The sequence below is a fragment of the Enterococcus sp. DIV1089c genome, from assembly GCF_050530965.1.
Classification (GTDB): domain Bacteria; phylum Bacillota; class Bacilli; order Lactobacillales; family Enterococcaceae; genus Enterococcus_B; species Enterococcus_B hirae.
In genome coordinates, this window is the sequence record NZ_CP172888.1 from 453,617 (window position 1) to 478,002 (window position 24,386).

Below are 24,386 nucleotides of genomic sequence, written 5' to 3' on the forward strand. Positions count from 1 at the left end.
AACGAATAAAAAAAGATAAGGGTTTGCAGACAGTTCTTTACTTGTTATCTGGAAATCATTAAAATAAGGAAAGCGGTATCGAATAATAAATGAATTAAAGGAGTATCCATTTGAAAAGACATATAAAAGATAGTCTCAATCAATTGTCTGTCAAACAGAAAAATTGGTTAAAATATACATTAGTGGCGATAAGTATCGTTTTTGTCGTTGGACTAAGCAATTTGTATTTACAATGGTGTCAAAACGATCTTTCTTTTGATCTAGCTGTAAAATTTGCTTTTTCGTGGCATACGGAAAAATTTTTATTAGCTTGTTTAGTGTTATTAATGATCTTCCTTTTTTTAGTGGCAGTATTAGGTTCTTTTCTCTTTGGAACATTCTTTTATCTTGTTGGCATTGGAATATTAGGTTACGCAAACTATTTAAAAATGACCTATCGACAAGAACCGATTTATCCCGACGACCTAAAGATGATCAAAGAGTTTGGTTTATTAAAAGATATGACAGGCACAACCTCGTTTTATCTATTAGCAGGAATGATCCTATTAGTGGTAGCAGGTGGTTGCTGGGCTATCTATCGGAGTTTTAAGAAAGACAAGAAATTTCAAGCCATCCGAGTGATCACATTATTTACTACGATCTTTGCGCTTATTTATATTAGTCATTTCAATAACCCAAATAATTTATTACGTAAAGCATATAACAAAACGGCTTTGTGGATTCCTTATAGTCAAAAGATGAATTATTATAATACTGGTTTTATTGGTGGTTTCTTATACAATTTAAAAATCGATCCAATGGAAAAACCAAAAGGGTACTCTGAAGAAAAAATCAAGGAAATTACATCACACTATCAAAAGCTGGCAGATGAAAAAAATAAAACTGCCTCAGAAGAACAACCGAATATCATTTATGTGATGAGCGAAAGTTTTTCAGATCCTAGTCGTTTGAATGGGGTGGAAATTACCGGTGATCCTTTGGCAGATTATTATGCGGTGGCTGATCAGACTTATAGTGGTCAGATGCTTTCTCAAAATTATGGTGGGGGAACAGCCAATATCGAATTTGAAGCATTAACTGGTTTTTCAATGGGACTATTCAATGCCCAATTAACAACACCCTACACAATGTTAGTACCCAAAATGAATCAATTACCTTCGATCGTTTCAACATTGAAAGATCAAAATTATCATACGACTGCGATCCATCCTTATAACACCTCGATGTACAAAAGAAAAGATGTTTATGAGGTTTTAGGTTTTGATGAATTTATTAGTGAAAATACGATGACGTATACAGACACCATTGAAGATAATCCCTACATTTCTGATGCTTCTGCTTATCAAGAAGTGATGGATCTTTTAAAAGAGGACGATACACCCCAATTTATCCATCTTGTGACGATGCAAACCCATATGCCTTATGATGGAAAATATCAGCAGCTCGAATATACAGCCAAAACCGAGGATAATAGTGGGATAAGTAGTTTAGAAAATTATCTTCAAGATATTTCGTATAGTAGCCAATCCTTAAAAGCGTTCACGGAAGAACTGAAGAAGTTATCAAGAAGAACACTAGTTGTTTTCTGGGGAGATCATTTACCAGGGATCTATTCTGACACCATTCAAAATAGTAATGAGAAACACACCTTACACGAAACACAGTTTTTGATGTTTGATAGTCAAGGAGAATTAGAAAAAACCGAAGCTCCTGTTACAAGTCCCTTTTATTTTGCTGCTGACTTGATGAATCAGACTAATCAACAGACAACTGGTTTTTATCAATTATTGTTGGCACTTCAAAATGAATTACCAGCATTTGAGCGAGAACTATACTACCAAGAGGAGCAATGGCATCGGGAAGCACAATTAAACAAAAAACAAGCAGAACTTTATCAAGCTTATGAGATGATTCAATATGATATTGTTTCTGGAGAAAAATACAGTTTGCAAACAAATTTTTTTGAAAAATAACATATGACTTTATTACTCTGGGTAGAAAGCCTATTCAATTGTGCTAAAAAAAGGTAAAATAAAAGAGAAATAAAATCGAAAGTAGGAGAAAGAATGTTACCGAATATTGGTTATTATGTACAATCAGTCGATCGAATGGTCAAAGAGACGGAAGAGATCGGTGAACAGATGCATCCAAAATATCAAGTGATCAGAGAAGCGATTGATCAGAAAAAAACAGAAGACTTGTCTCCAGAAGAGTTAGCTGAAATCGTTCATTTGTTTGAAGAAGGAACAAAAAAATATCGTGTGATATTGAAAAAAATCAGTCAGTTGCGACCACCAGCAAAAGTAATGGGTATTCATAAAAGTTTTGAAAAAGCCTATACTTCCTACGTGGCTGGTTGTGAAGAAATGACTCAAAGTATCCAACCAGAGTCTGGAGTTGACCATGACTTATTTGATGCTTCTGAAGAAAAACAGGATCAAGCGACAGAAAATATTTCTTCAGCCATCCAAAAAATGACAAATTTATTGTTGAAAAAATAAAACAGTATAAAGTTTCATTGAAAAATAGAGTGTTTTAATTTAATTATCATATGTTTTTTATGATAAAAATCAGTCAATCACTTATTATATGAAAGTAACCTATACCAACAACAATTTTGAATTACTCGATCGAATAATTCACTTTTACCGTCAAGCCTAACCAACTTGACGGTTTTTGCTATTTACCGATCGTTTGTCTCAGTTCAACTCAATCCCTCCATATTCAAGTTCAACTTATAGAGGCTGCTCTCAACAAATCGTTCACCGAAAACAATGTAGTTCAGATGAACAAATAATATACCCAGCGGAGTTTCAACACTAAGCCAAAAAACTCGAAACGTGAAAAAGTTGTTTCGAGTTTTTTCTTCATGATCAAATCAAGTAGTACTTTTCCGATCATTTATTTAATTTTCAACATTTCTGACATAATCATCAAAATATTGAAGTAAATCTTGTTTTAATTTTTGATAATCTGCTTCACTATATTCTTTTTCTTCTAACTTTCCTTGGAAAAAAGGAATTTCTAACTCTTCCCGTAATCGATCCAATACTTCATCTTTGTTCATGTTACTGCTCCTTTTCAAAATAAACACAGACACATTCTGGTGCATAGATGTCTTTTTGGCGTAATTCTAGTAAACCAGTCTCTTTATTTCGCGCGAAAAGCGTAAGATTATCGGTATTTTGATTGGCAGATAAGACATAGTCGTTCGTAGGATCTAAAGCGAAATCTCTAGGGAAATCGCCTTCAGTAGAAATAATTTGGATACATTCCAACAGTTGATCCTTTTCAGAAACTGCAAAGACTGCAATTGAGTTATGGCCACGATTGGAAGCATATACAAATCGACCATCATCTGAAATACGAATTGCAGCACCACCATTTTCTCCTTGAAAATCATCTGGTAGTGTACTAATTTTTTGTTTTTCTTCAAAGCTGCCTTGGGATTTATTATACGAAAGCACACGAACAGTACTATCAAGTTCACCAAATAGGTAAGCAATGGTTTCATTTGCAGGATGGAAGACAAGGTGGCGGGGACCAGTTCCAGGTTCTGCCACAAATTCAGAAACTATAGTTAATTTTCCTTGATCAGATACATCGTACGTATAGACCCGATCCGTTCCTAGGTCACAAACCACTAAGCGATTGTCTGGAGTTAAATCAGTATAATGGACATGTGCATGGTCTTGATTTTTATGAGGACCAGTTGCTTCTTGATGAAAAACGGCATCAGTTGCTTCGAGACCTCCATCGTCTAGAATACGATAAACATTGACTTCACCTTTATGATAATTAGCACCATATACTAATTGACGAGATTCATCAACTGCAACGTAACATAAAGGAGCGCCTGATTCTGTTACCGCATTCAAAAAATGGAATTCTTGATCGTAAGCCCCGATCCCACCTAAACCGTCCAGACTTGTGACGTTATAAAGATTACCAGCTTCACTTTTTGCTAAGTAAGTTGGACTATTTTCTTTTACAGCTAGCTTCAATCCTGAGACTTCTGCTTTTTCTGTATCTAATTCAATGGTATAAATTCCTTCACTCACACGTCTTGTGTACGTCCCTAAAATGATTTTTTCTTTCATTTTATCCCTCCTAGAATGTATGAAATAGGTTCCTTGTTTATTTTAGCACATTTCAAACAGGAGAGTTAAACAATGAGAATATGTTATACTGAATATAGAGTTGAGCGACAGAATTTGTAACAAAGGAGAGAATAAAATGATTCATGCAACCATCAAAGAAATCGGAGAAAATGCAGTAAGTGAACAAGAACCGATCTTGATTTTATTTGATCGAACAGCAACAACTACACTACGTAACTATTCAGTGATCCAAAAGATTACTTCTACCGAAAAATTTTCATTAAAAAAAGGGGATTCACTTTTTTTTGATCAACAAGAATATCAGATTGAACATGTGGGAAGATTGGCAAATGAAAATTTAAACACAGTAGGGCATGTTACGCTGATTTTTGATCATTATTCTGAGGAAAATAGTATTGTGAACGGTCTTTACTTAACACCACATCAGTTACCTGAGATTCATGTCGGTACACAAATCAAATACAAGTAGGTGAGATTATGGAAGGGAAAAACAAGCGATCAAAACCAGTCTCTTGGTTTTGGCGATGGTTTTTAAATAATCAAGTCGTTACTGCGTTATTAGTAGTACTTTTGATCTTATTGATCGTTTTTTTATTTACTAAGGTGTCCTATCTATTTGCCCCGATCTGGCAATTCCTGGCGATCGTTGGCTTACCCATTATTTTAGCGGCAATTTTGTATTATTTGATGAATCCAGTTGTTGACTATTTGGAAAAGCGCCAAGTTCCAAGGCTCTATAGCATCATCGGGTTATTTGTATTAGTCGTGGCACTGATTGCTTGGGGAACAGTGGTAATCATTCCTAAAATCCAAGAGCAAACCGTGAGTTTTATCAATCATTTTCCTCAATATGTGGATACGATCGATAATAAATTGACAGAAATACTAAGAGATCCTCTATTCAACCAATTTAGGGAACAATTGGAAGCTACTGGCGATAAGTTCATGAGTTCAGCAGGTGATATGCTCCAAGATATTTCAAAAAGTACGGTTCAAAGTTTAGGAAGTTTTGTGGGAGCAGTTGCTACGATTATTGTTGCTTTGCTAACTATGCCGTTTATCCTTTTCTACTTATTGAAAGATGGCAAGCAACTTGCCCCTTATTTTGTGAATTTCCTACCAACACGTATGCGAAAACCAACTTTGAAAGTATTAAGTGAAATGAACGATCAAGTTTCTTCTTATATCCGTGGACAATTGACGGTGGCTTTTGCAGTAGCGATCATGTTTATGATTGGATTTGCAATCATTGGACTCGATTATGCAGTCACCTTAGGGATCATTGCCGGCTTTTTAAATTTGATTCCCTATCTAGGCTCATTTTTAGCAATGATCCCGGCAGTATTCTTAGGAATCGTGGCGGGACCGATCATGTTGATCAAAGTATTGATCGTGTTTGCTTTAGAACAAACGATTGAAGGACGATTGATTTCTCCATTAGTCTTAGGGAATCAATTGGCGATCCATCCGGTCACAATCTTATTAGTTTTATTAACTTCTGGGAAGCTGTTTGGAATCGTCGGTGTGATTTTAGGTATTCCAGTATATGCTGCAGCAAAAGTGGTCATCTCACATGTTTTTGAATGGTATACAACTATCTCTAGTTTATATGAAGAAAAACAAAGTGACTAACCAACTGTGCACTAAAAACGCATGACTAAAAAACGAAGAAAGCGAAAATAGTTTAACTATTTTCGAGATTCTTCGTTTTTTTTAATTTTTTTAATGAATTTTTAGGTACTCGCTATGCAACAATCAAAGTTAGTAAGGACTAACTTTATAGTAAACTTGCAAGTAGCTTTTATTAGAACGTTTGACCAAATGCTGCAGCTTTATCTAAAGCTGATTGCATCAATTCTTCTGCACGGTCAGGGGTATAGTCGATACCTTCAATAAATAATTGATCCACTTGATCGATACCGACAAAGTTCAAGATGCCTTTGACATATTGAGAAGCGAAGTCTTGACCGTTATAAATGCCTCCGTTGGATTGGATGTGCAAAGCTTTTTTACCAGAAACTAATCCTTCTGGTCCGTTTTCAGTATAACGGAATGTCTTGCCAGCGACATTGACGGTGTCAAACCAAGCTTTTAATTTTGTTGGGATATTCAAGTTCCATAAAGCATTCGCAATAACGATCTTGTCTGCAGCAAGAAATTGGTCGGTCAATTCATTGAAACGAGCAATTTTTTGTTGTTGACTTTCAGACAAAGTAGAGAACTCAGCACCTGCCCGAAGTGCTTCCCATCCTGAAAGTAATTCTTCATCGATTTCTGGGATATCATCACGATAAAGCTCTAAAACAGTCACTTCATCTTCTGGATGATTTTCTTTGTAACTAGTTAAAAAAGTTGTTAATGCTTTAACTGAACGTGATTCTTGTGCAGTTAATGGGTGCCCTTTTACTACTAAAACTGATGCCATAATATTCTCTCCTTTAAGCTGACTTGTTATCTGACTAACATAGCTAGTTTACTTGAAAGCGAAAAGGCTATCAAGTTTTTTTAAGGTTCGATTTTTAATTATGAATTTTTTTAGTCTTTTCATGAAAAAAATATGGAAAAGCATTGCAAAACATCTTCTTGGTGTTATAATGACATAGTGTCATGTGACAGCATGTCATTTTAGGAAGGAGGAAAAAGATGCCTACGAAAACTTTTTTTCATCTACCAGAGGAAAAGCAGAAACGTTTATTAGAAGCAGCTAGGATTGAATTTTCCAGAGTACCATTAAAAGATGCTTCCATCGCAAATATCGTGAAGATCGCAGAAATCCCTAGAGGTAGTTTTTATCAGTATTTTGAAGACAAAGAGGATCTTTACTATTATTATTTTGAAACTGTTCAACGTGATAGTTCAAAAGATATGTTCCAACTGATAAAAGATGTCGATGGGGATTTATTCGAAGGATTCGAGCTTTATTTTACTAAAATCATTCGGGAGATTTTAGTCGGGGAAAATGCTTCTTTTTATCGTAATCTTTTCATGAACTTGGACTATCGTGCTTCTCGTAAAGTCGTGCCACATACAAAAGATGATCAGCGTCATTCACATGCAAAACATCAAAAAGAGGCAAAAGAATTAATTGGATTGATTGATCGAACGACACTGAAAGTAAACGATGATCATGAACTGGAACTACTGATCCAATTGATCATGAATATCATCTTTACTACGATTGCTCATGCCTATAAATCATTTTCAAAAAACGAAAATTACTCCGTGGATCATGCCATTAAAGAATTTAAATTAAAACTATCATGGTTGAAAGACGGTGTATATCAATAGAAAGAGGGGAATTACATGCTAAAAATCGTCAAACGGATTTCACTGACTTCAGCTATTGCAGCCACGTTGTTCATGGTTATCCAAGTTTTATCAGATCTTTATTTGCCGACGCTCACATCAAATATCATTGATAAAGGTGTAGCACGAGGTGATGTTGATTATATTTGGCAAACAGGTTTTGTTATGATCGGTTTTTCTTTGATTAGTATCATCGCAGCAATCGCAAATACCTTTTTTGCTACACGTGAGTCACAAAAATTAGGAAAGCAATTACGTACCGATGTTTATAAAAAATCTGAAAGTTTAACAAAAGATGCATTTGACAAATATGGTACAGCATCCTTGATTACCCGTACAACTAATGACGTGACACAAATCCAGATGGTTACGCAAATGTTTTTAAGAATGATGATCAATGCACCAATCACATTGGTTGGCGCAAGTTTTCTTGCTTATCAAAAAGATCATCAATTAACCAAAATTTTCTTAGTAGTTATTCCAATCATGCTAGTGGTGATCGGCGGAATCATGTTTTTTGCGGTACCACTATTCAAGAGCATGCAAAAGAAGACAGACCGTTTGAACCTAGTGTTTCGTGAAGGATTAACAGGGGTAAGGGTAATCCGAGCGTTTGATAAGACACGTTTTGAAGAAAATCGTTTTGATTTAGCAAACAAAGATTATACAAATACAGCAATTAAAGTCAACACGATCGTTGCATTGATGATGCCGATGATGACTTTGATTATGAGTGGAACAAACGTAGCAATTACTTGGTTTGGTGGACACTACATAGCAGATATGACGTTAGAAGTTGGAAACCTAATTGCATTTATGACGTATGCTATGCAAATTTTAATTAGCTTTATGATGCTTTCAGCTATTTTTATCATGGTCCCTCGAGCGCAAGCTTCTGCTGATCGGATCAATGAAGTATTAGATGAAAAAGTAGGTATCTCAGATCCTGAGAACCCAACTGAGGTGACTCCTGCAGGTAAAGCTGCCACAATCTCATTTGAACATGTCAACTACCGGTACCATGGAGCTGAGAAGCTGGCATTAGAAGATATTGATTTTTCAGCACAATCAGGCGAAACTGTTGCGATTATTGGTGGAACTGGTTCGGGTAAATCTACTTTAGTCAACCTTATCCCACGACTATACGATGTCGAATCAGGAACAATCAAGATTGATGGTGTAAGTATTACCGATATGACTCAGTATAATTTGCGTGAATTGATGGGCTTTGTTCCACAAAAAGCCATGTTGTTCTCTGGCACGATCAGAGAAAACATGCAGTACGGTAAAGCAGATGCTACTGATGAAATGATTTGGAAAGCGTTAGAAATCGCCCAAGCCAAAGACTTCGTTTCAGAAATGGAAGAGGGCTTAGACAGTCATGTTGAACAAGGCGGAGGAAATTTTTCTGGTGGGCAAAGACAACGTTTGGCGATTGCTCGAGCATTAGTCAAACCAGCTGACATTTATGTATTTGATGATTCTTTCTCGGCTTTGGACTTTAAAACAGATGCAAAATTACGTCAAGCTTTAAAACAAAATATGAAAGAAAGTATTACGGTTTTAGTTGCACAACGAGTAAGTACAGTAATGGATGCGGATATGATCTTAGTCCTTGATGAAGGAAAACTAGTTGGCAAAGGCACACACGATGAACTTCTTAAAACGAATGAAACCTATCAGGAAATCGTTCATTCACAATTAAGAGAGGAGGATCTAGCATGAGTAAAGGAACGACCAAACCTTCTCAACGACCAATGCCTGGCGGCGGTCACGGACCCGGTCGAAACATTGGGGCAAAAGGAGAAAAACCAAAGAATTTTTGGGGCACAGTGAAACGTTTATTTGGCTATATGTCAAAACGCTCGGTTGCGATCATTGCTGTATTTGTATTAGCGATCGCAGCAGTCATTTTCCAGATCCAAACACCAAAAGTATTAGGGAGAGCAACTACTGAGATTTTTAATGGGGTGATGGCTGGTGCAAAACAAATGCAAGCGGGGCAACAAATTTCTAAATTCCCAATTGATTTTGATAAAATTGCTCAAATCATTGCCACGGTTATTGTGATGTATTTGATTTCTGCAGTATTCAATTTCTTGCAACAATTTATTATGACACGAGTATCGCAACGAACAGTTTATGAGTTACGTCATGATCTAGAAGCAAAAATGAATCGTGTACCGATTTCTTATTATGATACACATACAAATGGAGACATCATGTCTCGTGCAATCAATGATATGGATAATATTGCCAGTACCCTTCAACAAAACTTAACACAGTTTGTAACAAGTGCAGTTACTTTGATCGGTGTCATCGTTATGATGCTTTCTATTAGTTGGCAATTGACGTTAGTGGCTTTACTGATGATTCCATTGAGTTTGATCGTCGTGATGATCATTGCACCAAAATCCCAAGTCTTTTTTGCAGATCAACAAAAAAGTTTAGGTCTCTTAAACAACCAAGTAGAAGAAACCTATGGTGGTCATACGATCGTCAAAACTTTCAATCATACAGCCAAAGACCAAGAAGTTTTTGAAGAAGAAAACGACAAGTTATATGCTGCTGGGTGGAAAGCGCAGTTTATCTCTGCCATCATTATGCCTTTGATGAACTTCGTTAAAAATCTTGGCTATGTATTTGTTGCTGTATTAGGTGGGGTCAAAGTTGCAAATGGGAATATGACACTTGGGGACGTTCAAGCGTTCTTACAATATACGACACAATTCTCACAGCCGATTACTCAACTTGCAAGTTTAATGAATACGATCCAGTCAACTGTTGCATCTGCGGAACGGGTTTTTGAAGTGCTGGATGAAGAGGAAATGTCTGATAAAAAATCTGGGTTACCTGTTGAAGAGAACACACCATATAAAGTTCGTTTTGAAAATGTTCAATTCGGTTATACCAAAGATCAACTATTGATGACAGATTTTAATCTGGATGTGAAACCTGGAGAAATGGTGGCCATTGTTGGTCCAACTGGTGCGGGTAAAACGACCTTGATCAACTTGTTAGAACGTTTCTATGATGTTTCTGGCGGAAGTATCCGATATGACGGGGTAGATACGAGAGATTTATCTCGAGATAACTTACGTGCTCAATTTTCAATGGTTCTGCAAGATACATGGCTATTTACAGGCAGCATCTACGACAATATCAAATACGGAAACGATGATGCAACTGACGAACAAGTGATTGAAGCAGCCAAAGCTGCCCATGTTGATGACTTTGTTCGCAAACTGCCTGAAGGTTATCAAACGGTATTAAATGAAGATGCCAGCAACATCTCCCAAGGGCAACGACAGTTAATCACGATTGCTCGGGCATTTTTAGCTAATCCGGATGTATTGATACTTGATGAAGCAACTTCTAGTGTGGATACTCGGACAGAGATTTTGATCCAAAAAGCGATGAATCGTTTATTAGAAAATCGAACAAGCTTTGTAGTAGCTCACCGTCTGTCAACCATTCGAGATGCTGATAACATTATTGTCATGAACCATGGTTCAATTGTTGAAACAGGAAATCATGATCAATTGATGGAAAAAGATGGATTTTATGCTGATTTATATAATAGCCAGTTTTCCGAAGAAGCTGTTTCTTAACAATTCATTAATAGTAAAACGCATGGAAAGAGCATCTGAAGCGTTCCATGCGTTTTATTTATTATAATGAATGTTATTTAAAAATAATTGCAGTATTGCGTGGAAAATGCGAAAATTCTCACATTTTTTTTAATAAAAACCCATTTATTGCTTGAAAGAAATGTGAAGCATCGTTAAAATAAAGCTGGACGTAGAGGGGAGCAAGAAAAATGAAAGAATTTAAATTGGGGTCTACTACTTACCTAAAAAGTGTAGCAATCCGGGTTAAAGATAGAGATAAAATGATTGATTTTTACAAAAATACGATCGGTTTTGATTTGAAACGGGAAGAAAATGAATTAGCTATTTTAGGGACACAAGAGCAAAATAGTGAGATGCTATTGCTGGAAGAAAGTCCTAGAGCGCATGATTACATTGGGGAAATCAAAAAACTGAAACGTTTTTCATTGATTATTCCAACGGTAGCAGAAATGGCTGATATCCTTTCCCGTATCCGTAAAACAAACTATCCAATTGAAGATGCGTTAGAAGATCAAGGGCGCATGGGGATCTTACTTAAGGATCCAGAAGGTAACGAATTAGAAATTTATCACGAAGAGGACAATGTTCAAGAACGAAATCAACCAGAAGCAATGGATCAAGAGTCATTATTACGTAAGTCAGAAGAGCGTTACAAAAAATTATCCGCTAATTCTTACTTTGAAAAAATCCATTTAAACGTTTTTGATAGCGAAGAAGAACGCCGTTTTTTAAGTGATTTACTGGGACTAAAAGTTCGGGAAGAAAAGAACGGATTACATGTTTTAAATGAAGGGAACTTCCATGTAGGAATCTCAGAAGCAAATAGTGAGGCATTAGCATTGCCGACTCATGAAGTATTAGGTTTAGATTTCTTGAAATTCGTGATTGATCAAGAAAGCATGGAACAGTTGATTCAGCATTTAAATGAAACTGCAGTTGACTTCTTTATCGATCAAAGACATACTGTGTTAACAATTTATGATGCGATTGGTATCGAATGGTGGTTTGTGATCGATACAAAAAAAGCCAAAAAATAAAGCGAAGACAAATAATTGAATAGGTAGAAATAGCTCCTAACGATTTGATGTTTAGGGGCTTTTGCTTTTGTTCATTGTTGGCAAAGCGCATCACAAGCAGCAACGGAAATCGAAAGCTGATTTTTTGTTCAATATATAAAGAGATACCAGAAACAACTCTTCAACTAAAGAAGTTTCTCTAAGATATAAGATGATGGAAGAAAAGTTGATTTAAAAAATTTTCTTATTGTCATCGGAGCTACCCGATGTTTTCACGACCTTACCCACGGCGTTCAAGAAGCAACTCCTCAGCAATAAGCGATGATTTTCTAAAATATGAGAAGCTACTTTAAAAAATCCTCTCTTATTCGCTCGGAGCTGAACGCTTCTTTCACGACCTAATCCACGGTGTTCAAAGAGCTGCCCTTCGGTAATAAGTCAAAAAATCTCAAAACATGAGGAGCTGTTTTAAAAAATTCTTTCTTATTGTCATCGGAGCTACCCGATGTTTTCGCGACCTTTATCCACGGCGTTCAAGAAGCAACTCCTCAGCAATAAGCGATGATTTTCTAAAATATGAGAAGCTATTTTAAAAAATCCTCTCTTATTCGCTCGGAGCTAATCGCTTCTTTCACGACCTAATCCACGGTGTTCAAAGAGCTGCCCTTCGGTAATAAGTCAAAAAATCTCAAAACATGAGGAGCTGTTTCGAGATTTTCCTCCTTATTACTCAGGGCAAAACGCTCTTTTCACAACCTTTATCTACTTGCATCCTCTTAGAGAAAGCTATATGATTTGACTTAGCATGATGAACAAAAATTGATTTCTTCGACAGAGAAGGAGAATAAAATGTACCCAGAAACGAAACAGTTGATTTTAAATAAACTTGAAGAAGGTTATTATCCTGGTGTTGTTGGTGCGTTTATTAAGCATAAGCATGTTGAAACTTTTTCAGCAGGTCATGCACAGATCGTACCTGAAACCCAACCAATGACAGCAGATCTATTATTTGATGTGGCTTCTTTAACAAAAGTGATCGCTACCACCAGCCTAGTGTTACGCTTGTGGGAAGATGATAAAATCGACTTAGACAAACCGTTACACCATTATTTACCGGCTTTTGAAAATGAAACAATCACGATACGACATTTACTGACTCATACATCAAATATTGAAACTTGGATTCCTAATCGAGATCAACTCTCTCAAGAACAGCTGATCGAAGCCTATTTAAAGCTTCAACCTGGTGATCAGTTAGGGAAATTAGTGAAATATACAGATGCAGGCACGATTTTATTAGGATTGATGCTCGAAGAGATTTTCCAAGAGCCAGCCACAGAATTATTTGAAGAACAAGTATTAGCGCCTTTAGGGATGATGCACAGTACGTTTTTACCTTATCCTTCTAAAAGGATTGTTCCCACACAACAACTTGCTTCAAGTGAGGTTTTGCGGGGCGTTACACATGATCCTAAAGCGAGAGTACTCGCTGAGCATGCAGGAAATGCTGGGTTGTTTCTTGATTTAGAGGACAGTATTACCTTTGTAAAAATGTATTTGAATTTAGGGAAAGCTGAAAATGGGCGTTTTTTAGAAGAACAAACGATTCGCTCACTTTTACAAGATCATACGCCAACGAAAAAAGGCAATCGTTCCTTAGGATGGGATTTAAAAAAAGGATTAGAACAACAGCAACCAATTCTTTTTCATACTGGTTATACGGGCACGTTCTTACTAATTGACATTATTGAACAAGAAGCATTTATTTTCTTATCAAACCGTATCCATCCAACGGATCATCGTGAAGCTTATATTCGTTGTCGTGATGAAATTGTTGAAAAATTTTTGAAAGAGAAAGCGTTATTAAAAAAATGATGCTATAATAACTATGAACATTGAGAGGAGTTTGAACTATGCAAGAACCTATGTTTTTAAAACCAGTTTTTCAAGAAAAGATTTGGGGAGGCAGCCGTTTAAGATCAGTATTTGGATTTGATATACCTAATGATAAAATCGGTGAAGATTGGGCGATCAGCGCACATCCACATGGTGTAAGTGTCGTTGAAAACGGTGAATACCAAGGACAAAAATTAGACGAGTTATGGCAAAACCACAAGGAATTGTTTGGCAACCCAACTGAGCCTGTCTTTCCATTATTAATTAAAATCTTAGATGCAGAAGATGAATTATCAGTACAAGTCCATCCAGATGATGCTTATGGAATGAAGCACGAAGGTGAGTTAGGAAAAACAGAATGTTGGTATATCATTGATGCTGAACCTGGAGCAGAAATCATTTATGGCCATCATGCAAAAACAAGAGAAGAACTTGCGGAGATGATCCAAGAGGGTCGTTGGGATGACTTATTGAAAAAAGTCCCAGTTAAAAAAGGCGACTTTTTCTATGTCCCTAGTGGAACGATCCATGCAATTGGTAAAGGAATCATGATTTTAGAAACGCAACAAAGCTCGGACACGACTTATCGTGTATATGATTATAACCGTAAAGATGCCAATGGCAATACGCGTGAATTGCATATCCAACAATCAATTGATGTGACAACTGTTCCAGCTATTACGCCACAGATTCAAATGAAAGAAGTACGTAAAGGGAATTCTTCGATCGTTACGTATTTAGAGACCGAGTTTTTTAATGTTTATGAATGGGATATCAAAGGAATTACATCATTTAAAAAACAAGCACCTTATACATTAGCGACAGTAATCGATGGAGCAGGAGAGTTAGTTGTTAATGAAAAAATTTACCCATTAACTAAAGGGGCAAGTTTTATTTTACCAAATGATGTGACAGAATGGACGGTTCAAGGAGAGTTATCAATCATTGCCTCTGAACCAGGTAAAGCATCGAAATAAAGAATCAGTAATTTATTAGTTAACTTTGCAGATGGTTATTTTTTCTGATTAGTGTTGTGAAATAAAAAAACTGAGCCTTGTGTTGTGAATGTCTTAAGTTAGACCAAGATCTAACTGAAGCAAGTCAGCACAAGTGTTCAGCTTTTTTGTTTTAGAATGCTGGTAAAAATGAAGCTGCTGATTGCTAATAAAAAATTAGGAAAAATAGGTTCTTGAAATAGCTTTCAATCTGTGGTATATTTTTGGTGTAGAGTTAAAACGTTTTAATTATTGATGAATGGCGTTTGATTCAATTAATATGTAATATGGAGTGATGAAGGAATGAACACTGTAACAGTTATCGGTAGCATTAATTTAGATCGGACCATCCGAGTCAAACATATGCCTAAGCCAGGAGAAACGATCCACACGAAAGAAACATTTTCAGCTGGCGGAGGAAAAGGAGCAAACCAAGCAGTTGCTGCAAGACGTTCAGAAGCTACTACTCATTTTATTGGAGCGATTGGTACCGATGAAGCTGGCAAAACAATGGCTGAGCTTTTAGAACAAGAAGAAATCAATTTACAAGGTGTAGCAACTCTTGAAAACCAAGCGACTGGTCAAGCTTACATCATCGTTGATGATGCTGGGGAAAATAGTATTATGATCCATGCCGGAGCGAACAATGCGTTTACACCAGAACAAGTTAGACAAAACAAAGCGATCATCGAAAAAAGTGATTTTATCATTGCACAGTTTGAAAGCGCTATAGAAAGTACGATTGAAGCTTTTAACCTAGCAAAAGAGGTTGGAGTAAAAACAATTTTGAATCCTGCCCCAGCATTAGAAAATGTGCCTGAAGAGTTATTGAAAGTAACAGATATGATTATTCCTAATGAAACAGAAACAGAAATTTTAACAGGGATTTCGATTACGGACGAAGAAAGCTTAAAACAGGCTGCAGCTCACTTACATCAATTAGGAATCGAAGTTGTAATTATCACGATCGGAAGTAAAGGCGCATTTTACTCGATTAAAAACAGCAAAAATGGGATCGTGCCAGCGTTCAAAGTGAATGCAGTCGATACGACAGCTGCAGGTGATACATTCATTGGTGCGATGAGTAGCATGTTAGCAACTGATTTTAGTAATTTAGAGGAAGCAATTACCTATGGAAATAAAGCTTCTTCTTTGACTGTTCAACGTTTTGGCGCACAACCTTCTATTCCATATAAACAAGAATTGAATTAAGAAAGGACGTTTTTATTATGAAAAAATCAAAAGTAATCAATTCAGATATCTCTCGTGTAATCGCACAAATGGGACATTTTGACACATTAAGTATCGGTGATTCAGGTATGCCCGTGCCGATGACAACTGAAAAAATCGATTTGGCTGTAGATAATGGTATTCCAAGCTTTATGGAAGTCTTGAACAATGTGCTTGAAGAGTTAGAAGTTCAACGTATTTATTTAGCTGAAGAAATCAAGTCAGAAAACCCTAAAGTATTATCGGAAATTCAACAACGGCTACCTGAAACACCTATTACTTTTATCCCTCATAGTAAAATGAAAGCTGATTTGAATCAGTGTCATGCGTTTATTCGCACAGGGGAAATGACACCTTATGCTAATATTATTTTAGAAAGCGGCGTCGTTTTTTAAAAAAGAAGGAGGAATAGTCTACCATGAATACTACCGCGCTTTTAATTGGCTTAGGCCCACTACTTGGTTGGGGGTTATATCCTACGATCGCATCTAAGATCGGGGGACGTCCGGTCAATCAAATTTTAGGTTCAACATTAGGAACATTGATTTTTGCAATTGTTTTTGCTTTATATAAAGGAATGGAGTTACCAACAGGATCTGACCTGACTTTTTCAATCTTATCTGGTGTTGGTTGGGCAATCGCCCAAATCATTACATTCCAATCCTTTACCTTGATTGGTTCTTCTCGTGCAATGCCTATTACTACTGCTTTTCAATTATTAGGAGCTTCATTGTGGGGCGTGTTTGCTTTAGGAAATTGGCCTGGCGCTACTGCGAAAGTCTTGGGTGCCTTTGCTTTAGTTTTGATTATTTTAGGTGCTTGGATGACTGTTTGGACTGAAAAGAAAAATACAGAAGGCAGTAACTTATTGAAAAAAGCGGTCCTTTTGTTAGCAGTAGGTGAAATCGGCTACTGGGCTTATTCCGCAGCTCCTCAAGCAACTTCAATTGATGGAATGCATGCCTTTTTACCTCAAGCAATTGGTATGGTAATCGTTGCTGTTGTTTATTCAGCTGTTTTAAGTTTTAAAGAAAAATCAGCGTTTGTCGAAGTTGTCTCTTATAAACATATTTTTTCAGGATTTTTCTTTGCCTTCGCTGCTTTAACTTATTTAATTTCAGCTCAACCAGATATGAATGGGTTAGCAACAGGGTTTATTCTTTCTCAAACATCCGTAGTATTAGCGACACTGACTGGTATTTGGTTCCTAGGACAAAAGAAAACCAAGAAAGAAATGACTGTTACAGTTATTGGACTAGTCTTGATTTTAGCTGCTGCTACGATCACTGTAATGATCTAACTCTTCCCCAAAACAAAATAAGCTGAACTGAAAGACATTGATTGACTTAAGTTGATCAATGTCTTTATTTTTTTTGGAAGAATCGCAAATAAATCGTAATTATAGAGTGAGGAGGGATTTACGTGTTACGAATCTGTTCAAAAAAAGCAATTCGAAGTAAAGCACTAACGATTCGATTATTTGATGGTTCTACGTGGGCTAATTTAGGGAATGGACAGTTTATCAATCAAGAGACAAAAAAAGAATTACCTGACTACAAGATTTATCCACAAATAAAAACAGCCGTTTCTTCTGGCGGTCTTATCTTTGCTAAACGAAGGAACACAAAACAAAACTTACAGTACGTGGAACGACCAATGAAAGTAAAAGCTTGGCAAGTTTAGTCGTTGCAAAAAAACATATTTGTTCGTTGAAAACGTTATATGTGAGCATCATTACTGGTTAGCAATCTAACTGATAACGATGATTTGCTGTCAATCTTTATCGATGCTCAACTAAATGACAGTCCTGTTAGTGTTGGCATGCTAACAGCAAAAGTATGACTAGAATCTCTTACGGAGGACGGAACCAATAACTGTGATTAATGGTTTGAAGAAAAATTTCTTATGTAATGTTTTTTCCGAGGACCGTGAGGATATGGGTTGGCTTTTTCCTAAAAAAGTCAGGTTTCCATTTATCCTAAAAATGGTGTGGCCTTAAAATTTTTAAGGAGTGACAACTTGATGACAGAACTCCAGCGATTATTAACTTTTATGCGTAGTAGTAAAAGAAAACAGATTACTTTGCGTGAATATGAACAGCTTGTTCATCAAGATGGATGGACAAATGGAGACAAAGCAAAATTGATCAATCAGATACAAAAAAGTGGCGTTTTAAGGTATGACCGCACTAAAAATGAATATGTGATTCGCTTGATTCAGTAGCGAATATTTTGATTTTTAGTGTCAGTAGTAATTCTATGTTTATGAGAGAACTTTTGTAGATAAGCAGGTTTATTATCAAAAAACAGGAGAATTTCGATGAAAAAATACCAGTTAGTTGTACGCATATTTTTGATCATTCATTTATTATCCGTTTCGTTTTGCCGACCACTTGTTGTTTTAGCAGGAAATTTAGAAAATACAGATCAAGACGATCGTAAGATAAGTTTTCTTCAAGAGAATCAGTTGATTCAAACTGAAGACGGCAAATTATATACGACAACTCCTTCGAATTACATCACTCACTCGATTCATGCTGCTTTAGGAGAAACTCAAACCCACCAACGAAACAATCAAACGATTTATGTTGACCCCAATGCTCATATCTCCAATATTGATATTCGCTTATCGAACGGTGTACGTGAATATGGCTGGTACGGTAAACGGATCAACAATGAAATTGCCTTGTGCATAGAACCAGGTGCTGCACTTAATCTTGGAAATAACTCTGGCTATACAGTCGCTGAGCGAAATACTGAACAGATGAAAAAAATTTCTTTGATTAAGTATTACGGGCTGATGGTTTCGGGCCACACGTTGAAAAAAGAATTGATGACTCAAATTTTGGCATGGGAACAACAAGGGATTATACCGTTGAGTATTTCAGGGGTATTTTCGATGACGGACTATCAAACCTTTAAATCTGCTGTCATGAAAAATGTCAATTATTTCTATACATCACCTTCTTTTGACAAACAAACGATAAACTTAAAAGTTGGAGAAAGTATCACCTTAACTGACACGACCCATGCCTTTAGTAATTATCAGTCATTACCATCTTTCGTCTCACAAGGACTAAGTATTTCTAAAAAAGGAAATCAATTAACGATTCTTGCCAACAAAAATGCAGAAGCGACTAGTCGAGTTGAATTTGACTATGATATTGCCTCTACTTTTCAAGGTGTTCCGCTAATTTATCAACACCCATATACCCAAAATATGATGGTTGGCAGATTAAATGAACATAGAAAAATTTCTTTAACCATAAATGTTTTAAAAAACGGCAATGCCCGTGTACGCAAAGTAGATGAAACGACCAAGCAACCACTGGTAGGTGCCGTTTTTCGTTTTACTACGTCTGATGGAAAAACCAAAGAAATCACTACAGGTTCTGATGGCTATGCTACCTGGAATGATTTGTTAGTCGACACAAAAGTAACGATCCAGGAAATCAAAGCACCGAATGGCTATGTCCTCAATGCCACACCTCAGACAGTGACCATCAAAGCCAATGAGACCACCACAATCAGTTTAGATAATAAAGAGCAACTAGCAAATCTCAAAGTGATCAAAGAAGATGAAGAAACAGGCAGTAAACCACAAGGGGCTTCTCAATTGGTAGGAGCTGTTTACGAGCTAACCGATAAGAATGGGACTTCTATTAGTAAACTAACGATGCAAGATGTCGATGGCGTAGCACAAGCAGAGGTGAAAGGATTAAAGCTGGGAACCTATTACTTACAGGAAATCGAACCGCCAGAAGGCTACAATTTGGATGCTACAAAACATACCGTTAACCTCACGTATGCTGGACAAAATGAAACCGTAGCGCTTCACAGTAAAACGGTGACTGATCGAGTCATCAAAGGAAATGTAGAAGGCTATAAGTTTGGTTCACGCCCCTTGATTCCTCAAACCGTTTTTGAAGTAATTGCCAGACTGGCGAAAGAGCAACAGGGGGTAAAGCCACCTTTAGAAGGCGTTGAACTGACAGCTACTTCCCACACCACTGGACAAGAATATGTCCAAGTCACTGGTAAGAACGGGTATTTCAAGTTTGAGAATCTACCTTATGACACTTATACCATTGAAGAAACCAAAGGTGTGGATGGCTATTTATTGATCGAACCATTTGAAGTGACGATCACGGAAGACGGCTATACCCATTTCTTTTTATTGGAAGATAAAGTGATTGAATCTCGATTGCATATCATCAAAGTGGATGAAGAAACAGGCGAGAACATACCTTACGCAGGCGCTCAGTTCAAAATTTTTGATACTTGGGCAAATGAAGGAGAAGGCGAATTTGTTTCGATGGTACGACCCAATGACACGGAACAGACCGATATTTTTGAAACCAATGACAAAGGCGAAATCATTACCACAGAAAGTTTGCCTTGGGGTGTGGATCGCTATGAACTCCATGAGATCAAAGCACCAGAAGGATATGTACCACTAGAAGAACCACTCATTTTTAGTGTCACAGAAGAGAATGCGGATGCCTTGATTCGTTTAGAAATTCCGAATCGCTTAGCTCGACAAGATATCCAATTGATCAAACGAGATCGGTTGAATGAACAACCATTAGTCAATGTCCCATTTCATTTATACAACATAGCAACGGATGAAAATGGAGAATTGACTGAAACCTTAATTGAAAAATATTTGACTGATAAAGAAGGGAAAATCAATGTAGAGGCACTACCTTATGGCAACTATAAATTTGTTGAAGTGGAACCTTTGGCAGGCTATTTACCATTAGAAGAACCAATGGATTTTTCTGTCACGGTTGAAAAAGATGGCGAACTACTTGTTCTTGAAGCCTACAATGAACGGGAACCATTAGAGTTGACCTCTTTATTTAGCGATATTGCTGGCGAAAAAATACTTGATCCAACAGTATACAATCAGTTGAAAGATGTGGTGTGGGTCAAAGGCGAGGCAATCGAAATCGGACACACTTATACTGTTTTTACGCAATATAAGAATACGAAAACAGGAGAAGTGGTCAGTGAAGCAACATCAACTTACACTCCAAAGAACAAAGAAGATACATTTGAAGTATTTCTTGAGTTGAAGGCAAATATCCTCAAAGATGGCGATCAATTAACAGCGACCCACGTCTTATATTACGAAGAAGAGCAAAAAAATGAAGTAGGACGTGAGGATGATTTAAGGAACAAAGATCAGACAATTACATTAAAAAAAGAAAAATTATTAAAGCAAAGCATATTGCCAAAAACGAATGAACGACGTTCGCTAGAGATGGTTCTTCTTGGATTGAGCTTGATTATTATCGTTAGCAGTTATCTCTATCTTCAAAAAAAGCAGAAACATGTAAAGTTGTGAAAAAATTGATTTCGCTTATTTTTACTAAAAGTATGATCAAAGTGTTTAGAAGATAAAAGAAAGGATGGTCTAAAGAATGGTGAAACGTTCAATCGTTGTAGATCAGTTATCGAAAAAGAATCTAGGCAGGATAAAATATGGACTTTTGTTCCTTTTTATCAGTGGAAGTATCACAGGAATTACTAGCATCTACCTAAGTCACAATCAGGAAAAAACAGTAGCAAGTAAACAAAAACAAGTAGCAAATATCATTGATACAAAAAACATAGAAAAAGAAGAAATACCCACTCATTATTTTCTTGAAGAGGATCATGATCCGGCAATCGCAGTCATGGAACAATTTGACTATTTTAGTTCTAAAACTGAGGGAACGGAATTGCCACTTCAACAACTAGAGCATGAGGTGGCGCAATTAGTCGTTGCCTTTGCCAAAGAAAAAAAGAAAACAGAAGTCACAACTTTAGAAACTTCAAAAGAAAGAGCGGATAGTAAACAAGCCCCAGTCTATGAGGCTCCTCCAGTTTCTATTGAAAAAGAAAAGAATCGTGAGAGTGATCAAACGACTTGGCAGAGACCACAAATTTCACTAGCATCCACTTACATGGTCATTGAGCAATACAGTAAATTTGAACCAACAGACTATTTTGAGATTCTTACGGGTAACGACGCTTTTCCCACAGTCAAACATAATTTTATTGACACGTCGAAGCTAGGCGAGCAAAAATTTACGATCCGTGTCACCGACTCGGCAGGAATGTTTACAGATGCCACCATCTACTTTTTTGTTAATAGCTTACCGAAAATCAACTTGAAGCAGACGACAATGTACCAGCAGATCGGTGTACCAGTTGATTTGTTAGCAGGAGTATCCGCAATGGACCAAGAAGATGGGGATTTAACCGCAAAGATTGAAGTCGAAACAAATCTTGATATCAACAAAGAAGGAAGCTATGAGGTGCTTTATTCTGTCAATGATCGACATGGGGCTCAAGCGAAAACGAAAGCGTTTGTCAAAATTGAAAATGATGCACCGGTAATCCATATACCCGAATGGATTGACCATCAGATAAATCAAGAGTTGAATATTTTCGACTATGTGAAAGCTTGGGATAGGGAAGACGGAGATATCTCATTAACTAAAACCAATATCTTAGAAACTAATTTTGATTCCAATAAAGAAGGAAAATATTTCTTTAGGATTGGCAATGTGCAAGATCGATATGGAAAATATGCAGAGGAGAGACGACTTCTCGTACAAGTAACGAATGAAGCCCCTAAAATCATCCAGGCGGATCTTCAAGTCAATGTTTTCTCTGCTTTGAAGAAAGAAGATTATTTTGCACAACTGGTTGTTTCAGATCGAGAAGATCCGTTAGAACGATTAAATATTGAAATAGATGAAGCAGCATGGAATCGGATCGATACATCTAAATTAAGAAAATATTTGCTTCCTCTTAAAGTCACTGATACAAATGGCAAAACAACCAGTGGTTATGGGAAAATCACGGTCATCAATGAACCACCACGATTTATAGGCATAGCCGATAAGGTGCTAACTATTGGAGAGGCGTTTGATCCGCTAGCCGGAATTGAGGTTTACGACAAAGAAGAAACATTATCTTTAACAGATGTCGAAGTGACTGAAAACGTCGATGTCAACAAACCAGGAACTTACACTGTCAGTTTGAGTATCAGTGATTCTTTTGAGCGGGTACATGCTAGTTACCAAGTAACAGTTATGAATCAACAAGCGATAGAAAAGGAGAAAGAATAATATGGACTATTTTGAGCAAGCGATGTCGTTGTTTTCAAAAGGAGTACTTGCTTCTGGCAGTCTGCTCACTGTATGGGGGATTATTCAACTCGGTGCGGCTATCAAAGAACATAATGGTCCCGGAATGCAAAATGCTCTTTTTCAGATCGTTGGTGGGGCTGTTATCGTTGCAGCTGGCGCTTGGGTAGCAACTATTTCAATCTAAGGAAGTGGCTAAGCTGGACGGTGCAATCAAATTTTTACTACAAACAATTGCTGATCAATTAAATTTTTCAAACGACCCTAAAAATATGCTACTACAAAATCTAGAAACCTATCTACCTGATATCTATCAATACAGTGAATTAATTATGAATGGAGTGATCAAACCAATTGCTTATTCTGTACTAGGCTTTTTACTATTGCTGGAGTTTCAACAAATGGCACAAAAGATTTATGGAAATTATTCCGGTTTTGGTGGCATGGAGTTGTTCCTCCCGCTCTTTCTTAAATTAGGAGTAAGCCTGTTGATCATGCGCCATTTAACAATATTTATCCATATGATCGTTGAAATTAGTACAACAATCAGTAATGGTATCAGTCAAATTGGGATTCGAGAAGGTGGAAGTAAGGCTGTTGATGTTCTTTCATTGATTGAGGGAATCTACCATTGGGGCTTTTTTGAAAAACTTACGTTGTTAATTATTTTGTTGATCCCGTTGATTTTATCCGTACTAACAAGTGTGCTAACAAAACTGGTTATTTTCATGCGTTTTTTTGAAATTTATTTGTATTTTAGCATTTCTCCATTACCTCTTGTGACGTTTCTTAATGAAGAAGTTAGTTCGATTGGTAAAAATTTTTTGAAATTAGTTTGTGCTTCCTCCCTGCAAGGGATCCTCTTATTTATTATATTAAGTTTTTATCCACTGCTCGTACATTCTGTGTTTTCAATCGATGAAAAACAGGGAATGATTGCAGTGATCAGTGGGATATCAGGGAATTGTCTAACATTATGTGCTAGTTTATTTTATACCAATAAATGGGCAAAAATCATTCTTGCAACTGCCTAGAGAATCATTTTTAAC

Annotated in this window: 22 protein-coding genes; 19 read left to right on the forward strand and 3 right to left on the reverse strand. The window is 36.7% G+C overall.

The genetic code is table 11. The annotated features are described in order from the left end of the window. Positions 1-122 precede the first annotated feature (122 nt). Positions 123-1,973, forward strand: a complete 1,851-nt coding sequence (locus tag IGL30_RS02160; protein WP_185068169.1) for an LTA synthase family protein — start codon at positions 123-125, stop codon at positions 1,971-1,973. A gap of 93 nt (positions 1,974-2,066) precedes the next feature. Further along, the gene (locus IGL30_RS02165) at positions 2,067-2,501 is read left to right on the forward strand and encodes a hypothetical protein (RefSeq protein WP_010738426.1); all 435 of its coding nucleotides are present in this window, start codon (positions 2,067-2,069) and stop codon (positions 2,499-2,501) included. A gap of 404 nt (positions 2,502-2,905) precedes the next feature. Here the strand turns inward: IGL30_RS02165 and IGL30_RS02170 are convergent, their stop codons facing one another. Both IGL30_RS02170 and IGL30_RS02175 read right to left on the reverse strand, forming a co-directional pair. Then, on the reverse strand, positions 2,906-3,067 hold the full coding sequence (locus IGL30_RS02170; RefSeq protein ID WP_010720034.1) for a hypothetical protein: 162 nt from the start codon (positions 3,065-3,067) through the stop codon (positions 2,906-2,908). Position 3,068: 1 nt separating this feature from the next. Then, positions 3,069-4,100, reverse strand: coding sequence for a lactonase family protein (locus tag IGL30_RS02175; protein WP_010738424.1), 1,032 nt, complete (start codon positions 4,098-4,100; stop codon positions 3,069-3,071). A 136-nt stretch (positions 4,101-4,236) separates the two neighbouring features. Here IGL30_RS02175 and IGL30_RS02180 point away from each other — a divergent pair, with 136 nt between their 5' ends. Both IGL30_RS02180 and IGL30_RS02185 read left to right on the forward strand, forming a co-directional pair. Beyond that, the gene (locus IGL30_RS02180; RefSeq protein WP_034699568.1) at positions 4,237-4,590 is read left to right on the forward strand and encodes a PTS glucitol/sorbitol transporter subunit IIA; all 354 of its coding nucleotides are present in this window, start codon (positions 4,237-4,239) and stop codon (positions 4,588-4,590) included. An 8-nt stretch (positions 4,591-4,598) separates the two neighbouring features. Then, positions 4,599-5,753, forward strand: a complete 1,155-nt coding sequence (locus IGL30_RS02185; protein ID WP_010720031.1) for an AI-2E family transporter — start codon at positions 4,599-4,601, stop codon at positions 5,751-5,753. 172 nt (positions 5,754-5,925) lie between these two features. Here IGL30_RS02185 and IGL30_RS02190 read toward each other — a convergent pair whose 3' ends face one another. Beyond that, on the reverse strand, positions 5,926-6,546 hold the full coding sequence (locus IGL30_RS02190; protein WP_010720030.1) for an NAD(P)H-dependent oxidoreductase: 621 nt from the start codon (positions 6,544-6,546) through the stop codon (positions 5,926-5,928). A gap of 218 nt (positions 6,547-6,764) precedes the next feature. Here IGL30_RS02190 and IGL30_RS02195 point away from each other — a divergent pair, with 218 nt between their 5' ends. The 15 genes from IGL30_RS02195 (at position 6,765) to IGL30_RS02265 (ending at position 24,371) form a co-directional block, all read left to right on the forward strand. Further along, positions 6,765-7,409 carry a TetR/AcrR family transcriptional regulator gene (locus IGL30_RS02195; protein ID WP_088745025.1) on the forward strand — a complete coding sequence of 215 codons (645 nt, stop codon included), beginning with the start codon at positions 6,765-6,767 and terminating at the stop codon, positions 7,407-7,409. Positions 7,410-7,424: 15 nt separating this feature from the next. After that, positions 7,425-9,152 (forward strand): ABC transporter ATP-binding protein, encoded by a 1,728-nt coding sequence (locus IGL30_RS02200; protein ID WP_010720028.1) that lies wholly within the window; start codon positions 7,425-7,427, stop codon positions 9,150-9,152. Next, the gene (locus IGL30_RS02205; RefSeq protein ID WP_010738420.1) at positions 9,149-11,038 is read left to right on the forward strand and encodes an ABC transporter ATP-binding protein; all 1,890 of its coding nucleotides are present in this window, start codon (positions 9,149-9,151) and stop codon (positions 11,036-11,038) included. Before IGL30_RS02200 ends, IGL30_RS02205 begins: the two co-directional genes overlap by 4 nt. A gap of 209 nt (positions 11,039-11,247) precedes the next feature. Further along, positions 11,248-12,096: a VOC family protein gene (locus tag IGL30_RS02210; RefSeq protein WP_010738419.1), complete on the forward strand. Its 849-nt coding sequence runs from the start codon at positions 11,248-11,250 to the stop codon at positions 12,094-12,096. 828 nt (positions 12,097-12,924) lie between these two features. Beyond that, positions 12,925-13,950, forward strand: a complete 1,026-nt coding sequence (locus tag IGL30_RS02215) for a serine hydrolase domain-containing protein (protein WP_088745023.1) — start codon at positions 12,925-12,927, stop codon at positions 13,948-13,950. Positions 13,951-13,988: 38 nt separating this feature from the next. Continuing rightward, positions 13,989-14,948 (forward strand): mannose-6-phosphate isomerase, class I, encoded by a 960-nt coding sequence (gene manA, locus IGL30_RS02220; RefSeq protein WP_088745022.1) that lies wholly within the window; start codon positions 13,989-13,991, stop codon positions 14,946-14,948. Positions 14,949-15,269: 321 nt separating this feature from the next. Next, on the forward strand, positions 15,270-16,178 hold the full coding sequence (rbsK, locus tag IGL30_RS02225) for a ribokinase (protein WP_010720023.1): 909 nt from the start codon (positions 15,270-15,272) through the stop codon (positions 16,176-16,178). Between the two features lie 17 nt (positions 16,179-16,195). Continuing rightward, positions 16,196-16,591: a D-ribose pyranase gene (gene rbsD / locus IGL30_RS02230; RefSeq protein ID WP_088745020.1), complete on the forward strand. Its 396-nt coding sequence runs from the start codon at positions 16,196-16,198 to the stop codon at positions 16,589-16,591. Between the two features lie 23 nt (positions 16,592-16,614). Beyond that, positions 16,615-17,496, forward strand: a complete 882-nt coding sequence (gene rbsU, locus IGL30_RS02235; protein ID WP_010720021.1) for a ribose/proton symporter RbsU — start codon at positions 16,615-16,617, stop codon at positions 17,494-17,496. Between the two features lie 122 nt (positions 17,497-17,618). Further along, a complete protein-coding gene (locus tag IGL30_RS02240; protein WP_010738415.1) occupies positions 17,619-17,879 on the forward strand; it encodes a hypothetical protein in 261 nt (86 codons plus the stop codon). 339 nt (positions 17,880-18,218) lie between these two features. Next, positions 18,219-18,419, forward strand: coding sequence for a hypothetical protein (locus IGL30_RS02245; RefSeq protein ID WP_010720019.1), 201 nt, complete (start codon positions 18,219-18,221; stop codon positions 18,417-18,419). A gap of 96 nt (positions 18,420-18,515) precedes the next feature. Further along, positions 18,516-21,545: a SpaA isopeptide-forming pilin-related protein gene (locus IGL30_RS02250; RefSeq protein ID WP_088745018.1), complete on the forward strand. Its 3,030-nt coding sequence runs from the start codon at positions 18,516-18,518 to the stop codon at positions 21,543-21,545. A 76-nt stretch (positions 21,546-21,621) separates the two neighbouring features. Further along, the gene (locus tag IGL30_RS02255) at positions 21,622-23,319 is read left to right on the forward strand and encodes an immunoglobulin-like domain-containing protein (RefSeq protein WP_123875055.1); all 1,698 of its coding nucleotides are present in this window, start codon (positions 21,622-21,624) and stop codon (positions 23,317-23,319) included. Position 23,320: 1 nt separating this feature from the next. Next, positions 23,321-23,524 carry a hypothetical protein gene (locus IGL30_RS02260; RefSeq protein WP_010720016.1) on the forward strand — a complete coding sequence of 68 codons (204 nt, stop codon included), beginning with the start codon at positions 23,321-23,323 and terminating at the stop codon, positions 23,522-23,524. A 4-nt stretch (positions 23,525-23,528) separates the two neighbouring features. After that, positions 23,529-24,371 (forward strand): hypothetical protein, encoded by an 843-nt coding sequence (locus IGL30_RS02265; protein ID WP_010720015.1) that lies wholly within the window; start codon positions 23,529-23,531, stop codon positions 24,369-24,371. The last annotated feature ends 15 nt before the right edge of the window (positions 24,372-24,386 follow it).